This window comes from Streptomyces niphimycinicus, from assembly GCF_018883605.1.
GTDB lineage: Bacteria > Actinomycetota > Actinomycetes > Streptomycetales > Streptomycetaceae > Streptomyces > Streptomyces niphimycinicus.
Genome location: NZ_JAHLEM010000621.1, coordinates 1 through 13,027, shown reverse-complemented (window position 1 = coordinate 13,027; position 13,027 = coordinate 1). Strand labels below are relative to the sequence as shown.

Annotated in this window: 12 protein-coding genes; 6 read left to right on the top strand and 6 right to left on the bottom strand. The window is 69.8% G+C overall.

Annotated elements, in window-relative coordinates; translation table 11 throughout:
* The 5 genes from KN815_RS38160 to KN815_RS38140 all read left to right on the top strand — a co-directional run.
* Positions 1–329: prepilin peptidase (locus tag KN815_RS38160; RefSeq protein ID WP_216346404.1), on the top strand; the 329-nt coding region annotated here is incomplete at its 5' end.
* 293 nt (positions 330–622) lie between these two features.
* Complete coding sequence (locus KN815_RS38155; protein WP_216346405.1) at positions 623–1,384, top strand: isoprenyl transferase; 762 nt, start codon at positions 623–625, stop codon at positions 1,382–1,384.
* A 396-nt stretch (positions 1,385–1,780) separates the two neighbouring features.
* Positions 1,781–3,115: an RNA 5'-3' helicase PhoH2 gene (gene phoH2 / locus KN815_RS38150; protein ID WP_216346403.1), complete on the top strand. Its 1,335-nt coding sequence runs from the start codon at positions 1,781–1,783 to the stop codon at positions 3,113–3,115.
* Positions 3,116–3,544: 429 nt separating this feature from the next.
* Entirely contained in the window at positions 3,545–4,264 is a 720-nt protein-coding gene (locus KN815_RS38145) for an aggregation-promoting factor C-terminal-like domain-containing protein (RefSeq protein ID WP_216346402.1), read from the top strand.
* 145 nt (positions 4,265–4,409) lie between these two features.
* Entirely contained in the window at positions 4,410–6,011 is a 1,602-nt protein-coding gene (locus tag KN815_RS38140) for an AI-2E family transporter (protein ID WP_216346401.1), read from the top strand.
* Positions 6,012–6,159: 148 nt separating this feature from the next.
* Here the strand turns inward: KN815_RS38140 and KN815_RS38135 are convergent, their stop codons facing one another.
* Together KN815_RS38135 and KN815_RS38130 are read right to left on the bottom strand one after the other, a co-directional pair.
* Positions 6,160–6,699 (bottom strand): alkyl hydroperoxide reductase, encoded by a 540-nt coding sequence (locus KN815_RS38135; RefSeq protein WP_216346400.1) that lies wholly within the window; start codon positions 6,697–6,699, stop codon positions 6,160–6,162.
* An 11-nt stretch (positions 6,700–6,710) separates the two neighbouring features.
* Complete coding sequence (locus KN815_RS38130; RefSeq protein ID WP_210944188.1) at positions 6,711–7,265, bottom strand: peroxiredoxin; 555 nt, start codon at positions 7,263–7,265, stop codon at positions 6,711–6,713.
* A 139-nt stretch (positions 7,266–7,404) separates the two neighbouring features.
* Between KN815_RS38130 and KN815_RS38125 the strand changes: the two genes are divergently transcribed.
* Complete coding sequence (locus tag KN815_RS38125) at positions 7,405–8,364, top strand: hydrogen peroxide-inducible genes activator (protein ID WP_216346399.1); 960 nt, start codon at positions 7,405–7,407, stop codon at positions 8,362–8,364.
* Positions 8,365–8,395: 31 nt separating this feature from the next.
* On the opposite strand, the gene KN815_RS38120 is transcribed toward KN815_RS38125, so the two are convergent.
* The 4 genes from KN815_RS38120 to KN815_RS38105 form a co-directional block, all read right to left on the bottom strand.
* Positions 8,396–9,010, bottom strand: coding sequence for a Uma2 family endonuclease (locus KN815_RS38120; protein ID WP_216346398.1), 615 nt, complete (start codon positions 9,008–9,010; stop codon positions 8,396–8,398).
* Between the two features lie 170 nt (positions 9,011–9,180).
* The gene (locus KN815_RS38115) at positions 9,181–11,595 is read right to left on the bottom strand and encodes an ABC transporter permease (protein WP_216346397.1); all 2,415 of its coding nucleotides are present in this window, start codon (positions 11,593–11,595) and stop codon (positions 9,181–9,183) included.
* A complete protein-coding gene (locus tag KN815_RS38110) occupies positions 11,592–12,278 on the bottom strand; it encodes an ABC transporter ATP-binding protein (RefSeq protein WP_216346396.1) in 687 nt (228 codons plus the stop codon). Before KN815_RS38110 ends, KN815_RS38115 begins: the two co-directional genes overlap by 4 nt.
* Positions 12,275–12,799, bottom strand: coding sequence for a PadR family transcriptional regulator (locus KN815_RS38105; RefSeq protein WP_216346395.1), 525 nt, complete (start codon positions 12,797–12,799; stop codon positions 12,275–12,277). The genes KN815_RS38110 and KN815_RS38105 overlap by 4 nt, the downstream gene beginning before the upstream one ends.
* Between the last annotated feature and the right edge of the window lie 228 nt (positions 12,800–13,027).

The window sequence follows — 13,027 nt, the reverse complement described above, 5'->3', positions numbered from 1 at the left end:
TGCTGCCGCACAGCGCCGGGTCCTGGCCGCGCGCGCTGCTGGGCGGCGCGGTGCTGGGCGGGGCGTATCTGGTGCTGTTCCTGATCAGCCCGAGCGGAATGGGGTTCGGCGACGTCAAGCTGGCGCTGACGCTGGGAGTGGCCCTGGGCTGGTACGGCTGGGACGTGCTCCTCGTGGGCGCCTTGGCCGGACTGCTGCTGGGCTCCTGCTGCGCCGCGGCCCTGGTGCTGACCCGGCGGGCCGGGCGCCGGACGGCGATGGCGTTCGGCCCTTTCATGATCCTCGGGGCGGGCGCGGGGCTGGTTCTGGGGGCGCTCGGGGCCGGATGACACCGGCGCGCGAATTGTCGGCCCCGCCGATGCATGGACATCCCCTCACGAAGCGTTATGGTGGAAGCCCCCCCTCGGGCCGGTCCGTACTCCCCCCCACGGACCGGCCCGCTCTATTCCTGGCATCCAAGGCCCCAGGGGCGGCACGTATCCCGCACGCTCGACTACGAAGCGTGACGTGGGCCCGTCATTTGGCCGTCCCGGTTAGCCAGCCCCTCCGCCCCGCAGTAGGGTGTCGGCCTTGGGGCGGACTGCCATGGCAAGCCATGCGAGGCACTGAGGGGCTGGAAGACGTGAAGTTGCGCGACCTGGTGTACGGGCTCTACGCACGCCGGGTGGAAGGCCGCCTCGATCACGCCCAGGTGCCCAAGCACATCGGCGTCATCCTCGACGGCAACCGTCGCTGGGCCCGCGCCGCCGGCGGCACCGCCGAGCAGGGACACAAGGCGGGGGCCAGCAAGATCCAGGAGCTGCTCGGCTGGTGCAGCGAGACGGACGTCGAGGTCGTCACCCTCTGGCTGCTCTCCACCGACAACCTGGACCGCCCCGAGGACGAGCTGGGCCCGCTCCTGAGCATCATCGAGGGCGCGGTGCGCGATCTGGCCGCCGACGGCCGCTGGCGGGTGCACCACGTCGGCAACCGCGATCTGCTGCCCTCCCGGACCCAGACGGTCCTCAAGGAGGCCGAGCGGGACACCGAGCACATCGACGGAATACTGGTCAACGTGGCCGTCGGCTACGGCGGACGGCAGGAGATCGCCGACGCGGTGCGGTCGCTGCTGCTGGACCACGCCACCAAGGGCACCTCCTTCGAGGAGCTCGCCGAGGTCGTCGACATCGATCTCATCTCCGAACACCTGTACACCCGTGGGCAGCCCGATCCCGACCTGGTCATCCGCACCAGCGGTGAGCAGCGGCTCTCCGGCTTCATGCTGTGGCAGAGCGCCCATTCGGAGTACTACTTCTGTGAAGTTTTCTGGCCCGCTTTCCGCAAGGTCGACTTCCTCCGCGCACTGCGTGACTACGCCGCCCGTCATCGCAGGTACGGCTACTAGTTCCGGTCTGTAGCACCGCAGTTCACCGGCCCGGGGCCGGACGCCGCCCGGCGTCCGGCCCCGGGCCGTGTAGCACGCTGGTTTCACAACGTTCATATCCGCGCCGTCATATGCCGTTGCATGCCCCAGCACGTTCGAGGGAATATCCCTTCCAGGTCGACGCCCTGTCCCACCTGTCCAGTTGGGTGTCGAACTGCCAGCGGACGGCATTGGGCCGTCCGTCCGGGAGGCCCTTTGCACACGGACGACTGTGCGGATCGTGCGTATGACGCGGAGGGCCGGCGCTCGGCCCTCCCAGCAGGGCCTGAGCCCGGTCCGTTCCCCGTCTACGGCGGGGATACCTCACTCCCGCGACGCCGTCGCACCCCAACCTCTCCCGAGGGGGTACGTCCACCCGTGGTGACCAGCAAGAAACGCCGCGAGCAAGACCGGCGCACCTATGTCCTCGACACCAGCGTCCTGCTGGCCGACCCCAATGCCATGGCCCGCTTCGACGAGCACGAAGTCGTGCTGCCGGTCGTGGTGGTCACGGAACTGGAGGCCAAGCGCCATCACCCGGAGCTGGGGTACTTCGCACGGCAGGCGCTCCGCCTGCTGGACGAGTACCGCATCCGTTTCGGCCGCCTGGACGCACCGATCCCGATCGGCGATGTGGGCGGGACCCTGCGTGTCGAGCTCAACCATTCCGACCCGGGTGTCCTGCCCGCGGCCTTCCTGAATCACGGCCGTATGCCGGACAACGACGCGCGGATCCTCGCGGTCGCCAGGAACCTTCAGGCCGAGGGGTACGACGTCACCGTCGTATCCAAGGACCTGCCACTGCGCATCAAGGCGTCCTCGGTGGGGCTGCTCGCCGAGGAGTACCGCGCGGAGCTGGCGATAACCGACTCGGGCTGGACCGGGATGGCGGAGCTGTCCGTCTCGGCCGAGCAGGTGGACGACCTGTTCGCCGCCGAGACCGCGTATGTCCCCGAGGCGGCCGGACTGCCGGTGCACACCGGTCTCGTGCTCCAGTCCGAGCGTGGCAACGCGCTCGGCCGGGTCACCCCGGACGGGCAGGTACGGCTGGTGCGCGGCGACCGGGAGGCGTTCGGGATCCACGGGCGCAGCGCGGAGCAGCGCATCGCGCTGGACCTGCTGCTCGACCCGGAGGTCGGCATCATCTCGATGGGCGGCCGGGCCGGTACGGGCAAGTCGGCGCTGGCGCTGTGCGCCGGTCTGGAGGCCGTGCTGGAGCGGCGTCAGCACCGCAAGGTGATGATCTTCCGCCCGCTGTACGCGGTGGGTGGCCAGGAGTTGGGCTATCTGCCCGGCACCGAGGCCGAGAAGATGAGCCCTTGGGCTCAGGCGGTCTTCGACACGCTGTCCGCGGTGACCAGCGCCGAGGTGATCGAGGAGGTCGTGGGGCGCGGGATGCTGGAGGTGATGCCGCTGACGCATATCCGCGGCCGCTCGCTCCATGACGCGTTCGTCATCGTCGACGAGGCCCAGTCGCTCGAGCGGAATGTGCTGCTCACCGTGTTGTCCCGGATCGGCGCCAACTCCCGGGTGGTGCTCACCCATGACGTCGCCCAGCGGGACAACCTGCGTGTCGGGCGGTACGACGGTGTGGTGGCGGTCGTCGAGAAGCTGAAGGGGCATCCGCTGTTCGCGCATGTCACCCTGACCCGCTCCGAGCGTTCGCCGATCGCGGCGCTGGTGACCGAAATGCTGGAGGACGGCCACATCTGAGCTGGTTGAGTCGTTTGCGGCCACAGGGCTCCGCGCGGAAAGGCCAATGAGCTTAGCCGCGCGGCGTCTTGCTGCGTGTGGTTTTCCAGAAAACCTAGGGCGTAAACGGGATGTGAGCTTTCACACCTGGTGGGGAATTGCCTCGGAGGCTCCGCGTCCGGCAGTGTGTGGGTTCTGTCAGGCCCCGCATACGGCACACCAGTACCCCCAGCGGTACAGAACCACAGCAGTACCAGAATTGAAGAGAGTTCGCCGTATGCCGCCCGAGCACCTCGAGGATTTCCCGCGGGGGATCCCCACCGGGCCCGTGCCTCCCGTGACCAGCCGACCCCACCGTGTACCACCGGGGACGGAACAAGGGGAGGCCAGCGTCAGGGGCACGATTGCGCCCGCGAGGTCACCTAAGCGGGCGAGCTGGAAGGAAACCGAGTGAGCCGGATTTCGGTCCGGGGATTCGCAGTGGCCTCGGCCACCGCGGTCACCACTGTGGGCGCCGTTGTCGGCGTCGCCGCGGGCGGACAGCAGCAGGGCTCGTCCGACCCGATCGAGGCGACGGCCGCCGACTCGACGCTCCTTGCGGACATACCCGCCGGGCAGCAGGCCGTTGCCCAGACCGCATCCCTGACGCAGCAGGCGGACGTCCAGTCCACCGCGGCCGACGCGGAGGCGCGCAAGTCCGCCGAGGAGGCAGCCCGCAAGCAGGCGGCCAAGGACGCGAAGGCCAAGAAGGCCGCCGCGGACAAGGCAGCCGCCGAGAAGCTGGCCAAGGAGCGCGAGGCCAAGGAGAAGAAGAAGGACGAGGTCGCGAGCCGTTCGGCCACGCGCGACGCCGGCGACTTCCCTCAGCAGGCTTCGTACACGATCTCCGAGGTCCAGTCGATGGCCCGGCAGATCGTTCCGAGTGGCCAGTTCCAGTGCTTCAGCAACATCGTGGACCACGAGTCCACCTGGAACTACCAGGCCACCAACCCCTCGTCCGGTGCCTACGGTCTGGTACAGGCGCTGCCGGCCGGCAAGATGGCCTCGGCGGGCTCCGACTGGCAGACCAACCCGGCCACTCAGATCAAATGGGGCGTGAACTACATGAACGAGCGCTACGGCAGTCCGTGTGACGCCTGGGCGTTCTGGCAGGCCAACGGCCACTACTGAGCCGATCGGACCGGGCCATCCCGGCAGCGGCGCACGCTCGCACACTTCACGAAACCCCCGGCCCATGGGTCGGGGGTTTCGTGCATCCCCAGCAGGTAACGTCTCCTTGACGGCCGAGGGGGAACCTGGGGGTAGGAAACGAGAAATGTCCAAATTGCCGCAGTGGGTCGGCAGGCTGGGAACCGGACTTACCCGGCTCGCCCACCGGCTGGAATCCCAACAGGCCGAGATGCGGGGGCGCGAGGGCGACGGCGACGCCGCCCCGAGGCCCCCATCGGGGCCCGAACCATCCGAGGAACGCCCACGGGGCGGCGCCGAGAGCGCCAGGGGGACTGAGGGCGCCGAGAGCGCCAAGGGGGCCGAGGGCCGGGAGAGCTCCGCGAGCCCGGGGAGCCCCGAGAGTTCTGCGGGCCCGGGCCCGGGAAATCCCGAGAGTTCCGAGAGTCCCGAGGGGCCCCAGAGTTCCGAGAGTCCCCGGAGTTCCGAGGGCGCAGCGGGGAAGAGCGAGGAGGCCGCGGCGGGCGAGGCCCCCCGGCCCGAGCCGTCCAGTGTGCCCGCCCCGCCCGCCTACGCCCCCGCCGTCTCCGCCAAACCCGATCCGGTGGACGCCGTCCCCTGGGGCGTCCGCGTCGCCGCCGAGGCGGCCTGGCGGCTGCTGGTGCTCGGCGGCACGGTGTGGGTCCTCATGAGGGTCATCAGCTCCGTCCAGTTGGTGGTGCTCTCCTTCACCGTCGCGCTCCTCATCACCGCCCTGCTGGAGCCCACCGTGACCCGGCTGCGCCGGCGCGGTGTGCCGCGCGGGCTGGCCACCACGCTCACCTTCATCGCCGGCTTCGTCGTCATGGGCCTGGTCGTATGGTTCGTGGTCTGGCAGGTCATGGAGAACATCGACGAGGTCTCGGGCGAGGTCCAGGCCGGTATCGACGATCTGCGGCGCTGGCTGCTGCACAGCCCGTTCCATGTGACCGAGAAGCAGATCAACCACATCGCCAAGAGTCTGCGCGAGGCGGTCGGCGCCAACACCGAGCAGATCACCTCGGCGGGGCTCGAGGGCGTCACGGTCGTCGTGGAGGTGCTGACCGGCCTTCTGCTGACGATGTTCTCCACGCTCTTCCTGCTGTACGACGGCCCGAAGATCTGGAACTGGACCCTCAAGCTGGTCCCCGCCCCGGCCCGCGAGGGCGTGGCGGGCGCGGGTCCGCGGGCCTGGGCGACGCTGACCGCGTATGTGCGCGGCACGGTGATCGTGGCGCTGATCGACGCGATCTTCATCGGCGTGGGTCTGTTCTTCCTCCATGTGCCGATGGCGGTGCCGCTCGCCGTCTTCATCTTCCTCTTCGCCTTCATCCCGCTGGTGGGTGCGGTGGTCTCCGGCGCGCTCGCGGTGGTCGTGGCACTGGTCACCCAGGGCGTGTTCACGGGGGCGATGGTGCTGATCGTGGTGCTGGCCGTGCAGCAGATCGAGGGCCATGTGCTCCAGCCCTTCATCCTCGGCCGGGCGGTGCGGGTCCATCCGCTGGCCGTGGTGCTCTCGGTCGCGGCCGGTTCCCTGATCGGCGGCATCGGTGGCGCGGTGGTGGCCGTGCCCCTGGTGGCGGTCGCCAACACGGTCGTCGTCTATCTGCGGAGCTATAGCCAGAAGAACGCGATGCGCGCCGTCCCGGGCCCACACGGCGCCACCGCCTCCGGCGCGGCGCCCACCGACCCGCCGGGCGCGCCGACGGGGAAGGACACCGAGCCCCGGTGATCCGGTGATCCGGTGAACCGGGCGGTGATCCCGGAACCGGCCCGTGGCCGTTGAACGCCGAAGGGCGCCCCACCGATCGGTGGGGCGCCCTTCTGGTCTCCGCGACCGTTCCGGTCTCCGCGACCGAGCGGTCCGGTGACCGAGTGGGTCAGCCGTTGGCGGCCAGGACGGCCTCGGCGTCCAGGGTGGCGCCGACCGCCTGGAGCACGGAGGCGATCTTGAAGGCTTCCTGGATCGTCTCGCGGTCCACGCCCGCCTTGCGGAGCACCTGCTCATGCGAGTCGAGGCACATTCCGCAGCCGTTGATCGCGGACACGGCCAGCGACCACAGCTCGAAGTCGACCTTCTCCACACCGGGGTTGCCGAGCACGTTCATCCGCAGCCCGGCGCGCAGGTTGTTGTACTCCGGGTCGGACAGCAGGTGCCGGGTCCGGTAGTACACGTTGTTCATCGCCATGATGGCGGCCGCCGACTTGGCGGCGGTGTACGCCTCCGCCGAGAGGTTGGCCTTGGCCTCCGGCTCCAGCTCGGTCAGCACCCGCGCCGAGCGCGAGGCGATCGCGCAGGCCAGCACGGTGCCCCACAACTGCTGCTGCGGAAGCTCGGAGTTGCCGATCACCGAACCGAGGTTCAGCTTGAGGTCCTTGGCGTAGTCCGGCAGCGCGGACTTCAGCTCATCGAGTGCCATGGGGAATCAGCTCACTCACCGGAGAGGAGGGCCACCGGGTCCAGGGTGTCCTCGCCCTTGCTCCAGTTGCAGGGGCACAGCTCGTCGGTCTGGAGGGCGTCCAGCACCCGCAGGACCTCCTTGGGGTTACGGCCCACGGAACCGGCCGTCACCATGGTGAACTGGATCTCGTTGTTCTGGTCCACGATGAACACGGCGCGCTGTGCGAAGCCGTCCTCGCCCTCGACGCCGCAGTCGCGCATCAGCTCGTGCTTGGAGTCGGCCAGCATCGGGAAGGGCAGGTCACGCAGGTCGGCGTGGTCCTTGCGCCAGGCGTGGTGGACGAACTCGGAGTCGCCGGAGACACCGAGGATCTGCGCGTCACGGTCGGCGAACTCGTCGTTCAGCTTGCCGAAGGCGGCGATCTCGGTCGGGCACACGAAGGTGAAGTCCTTGGGCCAGAAGAAGACCACGCGCCACTTGCCCTCGTAGGTCTTGTGGTGGATCTGCTCGAACTCCTTGCCGCTCTCCAGCGACACGCAGGCGGTCAGGTCGTACTCGGGGAACTTGTCACCGACGGTGAGCACGCGCACTCCTTGCAAGTTTTGCGTAGGAAAGGCCCGGTCATCCGGGTTTTCCCTGGGGTTGGACGGTCCTACCTTGGCACAGAGTGCATTGATCAGTGAAATAGCTACACTCGGTGGGGTTGATTGGAGGTGGCTATCAGTGGCCGCATCAGCCACACCGCCGGGCAAACCACGGCAGCCCAGCATTTCCCAGCTCAGAGCCTTTGTCGCGGTCGCGGAGCAGCTCCACTTCCGCGATGCCGCGGCCGCTATCGGGATGAGCCAGCCCGCGCTCTCGGGCGCCGTCGCCGCGCTTGAGGAGACGCTCGGTGTCCAGTTGCTCGAGCGTACGACGCGCAAGGTGCTGCTCAGTCCGGCGGGGGAGCGGCTGGCCGCGCGAGCACGCACCGTACTCGAAGCGGTCGGGGAGCTGCTGGAGGAGGCCGAGGCGGCGCGGGCGCCGTTCACCGGCGTGCTGCGGCTCGGGGTGATCCCGACCGTGGCGCCGTATCTGCTGCCGACCGTGCTGCGGCTGGTGCATGAGCGCTATCCCCGGCTCGACCTCCAGGTGTACGAGGAGCAGACCGCCTCGCTGCTGGACGGGCTGGCCCACGGCCGCCTCGATCTGCTGCTGCTCGCGGTGCCGCTCGGCGCCCCGGGAGTGGTCGAAATGCCGCTGTTCGACGAGGACTTCGTCCTGGTCACACCGCGGGACCACTGGCTGGGCGGACGCGACGACATCCCCCGCGAGGCGCTCAAGGAGCTGGATCTGCTGCTGCTCGACGAGGGCCACTGCCTGCGCGACCAGGCCCTGGACATCTGCCGGGAGGCGGGCCGCACCGAGGGCACCCCGGTGACCACCAGCGCCGCCGGGCTCTCCACCCTGGTGCAGTTGGTCGCGGGCGGTCTCGGGGTGACGCTGCTGCCGCGCACCGCGCTGCGAGTGGAGACCGCGCGCAACGACCATCTGGCCACCGGCGGCTTCGCCAATCCGGCGCCCGCCCGCCGGATCGCCCTGGCCATGCGGGCGGGCGCGGCACGCACGGAGGAGTTCGAGACGCTCGCGGAGGCGCTGCGGGAGGCGCTGCGGCCACTGCCGGTACGGGTCGCCGGGGGCTGAGGGGCAGGGGCTGAGGGGCAGGGGCTGAGCGTCAGGGGCGTCCGGTGGCCAGGATCGCCTCCACGTCCAGGGTGACCTCGGCGCCGATCGACTCCGGGAGGGTGATGTGCTCACCCGGGGCATGGACGCGGTGGGTGTCGTAACCGCCCTCGACGGGGTCGGTCAGCACATGGATCCGACCGTGCTTGCGGTTGATGATCACATACACCGGAATCTTGGCCTCGGCGTATGCGGCGACCTTGTTCCGCAGGTCCTTGTTGAAGTCGATGGACGTCACCTCCAGCACCAGCCGGAAGGACACGGGGTCATAGCAGTTGTTCCCGATCAGGCGCTCGTGGATGTCGGCGTCGACCACCACCAGGTCCGGGATGGCGTAGTCCTCGGGACCGGTTGGCAGCCATAGGCCCACCCCTTGGAGCACTTCACCTTCCTCGCCGTCCAGGCCCGCCGCCAAGAATGGCTTCATGAGTTTGGTCAGCACCCTGGCGTGCGGAACGTCCGGCGGTGGGGCCACGGTGATTACTCCCCCGATGATCTCGACTCGATGGCCCGGGTGCTGCTCCATGAGCTTGTTGGCGTGCTCGAGCAGAGTCAGCGGTTCGGAGCGGTACGGGCGGTACGGCTCCTCGACTGCGGCAGCAGACATGGCTGGTCTCCCGGTGGTTGATGTCGAGAACATCATCGTAGGCCCGAACGTGGATGTGCGTCCGTCTGCCGGGAATCACCCATACGGGTGGCATAATCGCCGAAAACCCGGCGACGGGAACCGTTCCCGCAGGTGGGAACGGTCCCCGGCACCGGGTGGGGCGGCCGGGTCTACTCCGTCCGCAGACCCTCCGGCCGCATCATCCGCCACAGCGGCGGCAGGCTGACCAGGGTCACCAGCAGGATCACGCCGCCGCCGATACCGGTCATGGCGCCGAGCCCGGACCAGTCCACGGCCAGCGGCTGGCCGACCATCTTCAGCAGCAGCGTGCCCAATGCCAGTCCGCCCGCGATCGACAGTGCCAGGCCCAGCACCACCGGGACCGCGGTCTGCCACAGCACCGACCAGCTCAGCGTGGTGCGCCGGGTGCCGAAGGCGACCAGGACGGACAGCAGCCGCTTGCGCTCGCGCAACTGCTCCAGGGTGGTCACGATCATGCTGGCCCCGATGAGCAGCAGGGTCGCGGTGGCGCCGATGAACAGGGCCTTGCGGATGACCGTGAACTCATCCGACTGCGCGGTGCTGCTCAGCCGCATGACATCCATCGCCGGGGAGAGCGCCGCGCTGGTGTTGCGCACGTACTCGGTGGCGTCCGGCACCTTCGGATCCGTCCGGATCATGGCCACCGCGTGTGGTCTCGCCAGCTTGGCGACGTCGAAGGCGCCGGGGGTGGCGAGCACGCCGGTGCGCTCACTGCCGATCGGGTCCACCCGGGACTTCACCACCTTGATCGAGGCGGGGATCGTCCACAGCTTCTTGTGCCGCAGGTCCGGCATGCCCTCGTCGTCGAAGGCGAGATTGACCTGGGCGCCCGGCTTGGCGAACTTCTCGCCGGCCGCGTAGTAGTCGGGCGGCGCGTCGATGAAGAAGCTGTCGCCGTCCTTGCAGCTCCTGATGTGGGCCACCTCGCGCAGCGAGGGGCAGTCGGCGACGGTGAGGGACGCTTCCGGGGCCGTCGACGGGTCGTCCTTGCTGTGGTGCAGGGCGGAGACATAGCCCTCGGTGACACCGAGCATCTCGCGCACGCCCTTGGTCGCGCGGTACCGCTCGAAGGCGTCGCGGGCCTCGGCACCGGTGGACACCGGGACGTTCGCCATCATCTGGGCGCGGCGCGGGTCCTGGCCGGTCGAGTGGCTGTCGCGGGCCTGCACGCTGGCGAAGAGCATCTGGAGCGCGAGGGCCCCGGCTACGGCGACCGTGATGCCGCTGACCGCGCGCGAAGCGGTGCCGCTGCTGAGCTGGAGCCGGCGGGTGGCCAGTTGCCAGGGCACCGAGCCCTTGCCGCCGAACCGTTCCACCACGGCCTCGATGACCCAGGGCAGCAGCGCGGTGACGCCGACGAGCAGCAGCACGGCGCCGGCCGCGGCCTGGTACGCCTTGGTGTCACTGCCCCCGCTGGTCGCCTGGAAGCCGCCCGCGAGCGGCGCCAGCAGGGCTATGCCCAGGAGCGGCAGCAGCAGCCGCCACCACAGACGGCGGCGCTTGGGCCTGGCGTTCCGTACGACGCCCAGCGGCTCGATGGCGATACCGCGCAGGGCGAGGAGGGTGACCATGACGGCCGAGGCGGGCACGGCCACCGCGATCGCCAGGGCGAGCGGGGCGGCCGGCACGATGTCGGAGGCGAAGAAGCTGATGTCCCAGACCACGACCCCCTCGATGAACACGCGCACCAGCAGGAACAGTCCGGTGCCCACGGCCAGCCCGAGGAGGGCGCCGAAGAGCGACTCGCCCGCGGCGATCCGCCTGGTCATATGGGTGTCGGCGCCGACCAGCCGCAGCGCGGCCAGCCTCCGGTCGCGCCGCTCACCGCCGAAGCGGGTGGCGGTGGCGATGAAGATGAGCACCGGCAGCAGCAGCACCACACAGCCCACGATGATCAGCAGCAGCAGCGCGGGGTTGAGGGGCTCGCCCTCGCCCTTCTTCTGGATGCCCCACTGGGCGAGGTGGTAGTCGGAGTTGACGTGGTCGAACGCCTTCGGGGAGATCCCCGCGTAGTAGCTGAGATCGTTCGGGCCCGACAGGCCGCTGTCGCCGATCACCCCGGCGGTGCGGTACGGGAAGCGGTCCCGGAGCAGCTTCCCGTCACCCGAGTCGAGCAGCTTCTTCAGCGCCGGGGACACCCACATCTCACCGGCGGCCGGAAGCCGGTCGACGCCCGGCGGTGAGGGCGGCGAGCCGTCGCCGTCGGGGGCCATGACGATGCCCGCGATTTCCCGGTCGCGAAAGTCGGTGTTCGCGTCGCTGAGGTGGAGCGTATCGGGGCCCGCCTTCACCTTGCTGGCGTAGCTGAGGGTGGCGCGGGCATCGCCCCGCTCGTTGCGCTGCTGGTACGCGGTGGGGACGGAGGAGGCCACCAGCAGCAGCACCACTCCCAGGCCGACGCCCACCGCGGTCATGATCGTTCTGGCCCAGCTCTCCCGGCCGCCGGTGACCGCGAACCGGGCGCCCATGGCGAGGTCGGCGGCCCAGCGGGCGACGGAGACGCGGGCGCGGGGCTCCTGCGCCGGGGCGTCCTGGCCGCTCATCGGACCCCTGCCATGTCCCGGGCCTTGCCGTCACGGACCACGACCTCGCGGTCGGAGTAGGCGGCGACCCGGGCCTCGTGGGTGACCAGCACCACGGCGGTACGGGACTCGCGGGCGGCCTCGGTCAGCAGCTCCATGACCCGCTCGCCGTTGAGCGAGTCCAGCGCGCCGGTCGGCTCGTCGGCGAACAGCACCCGCGGGCTGGTGACCAGCGACCGGGCGACGGCGACCCGCTGCCCCTGGCCGCCGGAGACCTCGCCGGGCCGCTTGTGGGCCACGTCCGCGACCTCCAGCCGCTCCATCCAGGACTCGGCGCGGGCCTCGGCCTCCTTGCGCTTGGCGCCGTTCAGCCGCAGCGGCAGGGCGACGTTCTCCACACAGCTCAACTCGGGGACGAGCTGGCCGAATTGGAAGACGAAGCCGAATTCGCCGCGGCGCAGACCGCTGCGTTCGCTGTCCGACATGGCGGTCAGCTCGCGCCCGTTGTACTGGACGGTGCCGGAGTCCGGGCGGACGATCCCGGCCAGGCAGTGGAGAAGCGTCGACTTGCCCGAGCCGGAGGGGCCCATGACGGCGACGACCTCGCCGGGGTGGATGGAGAAGTCCGCACCGTCCAGCGCGGGGGTGTGACCGTACGTCTTGTTCAGGGACGTGGCGATCAGCAAGGAGCCTGCCGGGGTCATGAACGCACCGCCTTGGCGAGTTGGCCGAGGCGGGCGGCGGTGAGTTCCAGCCAGCGCAGATCGGCCTCGAGATGGAAGAGGGCGTGGTCGCAGATGAGTTGGTCGCTGAGGTCGCCGTCGCGCTTGCGCTGGGTCAGCTCGCGCATCAGCCGGAGGTGTTCGGCGCGTTGGACGTCCAGGAGATCGGCCGCGTCGCGCCCGGTCAGCAGGGCGATGACGACCTTGGTGTAGAGGACCGACTGGAGGTAGGGCTCGGGCTTCTCGGGCTCCGTGAGCCAGTGCTCCACATCGGTGATGCCCGCGTCGGTGATGGCGTAGCGCTTGCGCTCCGGGCCACCGCCGTGCTCGATGCCGTCGACCTCCACCAGGCCGTTCTTCAACAGCCGGGACATGGTCGAGTAGACCTGCCCGTAGTGCAGCGGGCGGTCGTGTCCAAATCGTTCGTCGAAGGCTCTCTTGAGGTCGTAGCCGTGGCGGGGGCCGCCCTCGAGGAGTCCGAGCAGGGTGTGGCCAATTGACATGCCCAGCACTCTACATCATGCGTATACCTGGAGTGTATAGCTGAGCTGAGGGGTGCGTTGCCGCAGGTCAGGGCGGTGTGAGCGGGTTCAGGGAGGTGCGGACGGGGTCAGGGAGGTACGAGAGGGATCAGGGCCGGTTCGGTGCGCGGCCGGGCCCCTCCGGGCCCTCGGAGCCCTCGGGCCCCTCGGCGGGGCTCCCGCCCTCGGCGCCCTCGGCGGGCCGTCGCG

What these genes read in the sequence shown, in the direction of transcription:
- KN815_RS38140 (WP_216346401.1), top strand. Translation starts at nt 4,410, where the DNA reads ATGTCCAAATTGCCGCAGTGGGTCGGCAGGCTGGGAACCGGACTTACC.
- KN815_RS38135 (WP_216346400.1), bottom strand. Translation starts at nt 6,699, where the DNA reads ATGGCACTCGATGAGCTGAAGTCCGCGCTGCCGGACTACGCCAAGGAC.
- KN815_RS38120 (WP_216346398.1), bottom strand. Translation starts at nt 9,010, where the DNA reads ATGTCTGCTGCCGCAGTCGAGGAGCCGTACCGCCCGTACCGCTCCGAA.
- KN815_RS38115 (WP_216346397.1), bottom strand. Translation starts at nt 11,595, where the DNA reads ATGAGCGGCCAGGACGCCCCGGCGCAGGAGCCCCGCGCCCGCGTCTCC.
- KN815_RS38110 (WP_216346396.1), bottom strand. Translation starts at nt 12,278, where the DNA reads ATGACCCCGGCAGGCTCCTTGCTGATCGCCACGTCCCTGAACAAGACG.
- KN815_RS38105 (WP_216346395.1), bottom strand. Translation starts at nt 12,799, where the DNA reads ATGTCAATTGGCCACACCCTGCTCGGACTCCTCGAGGGCGGCCCCCGC.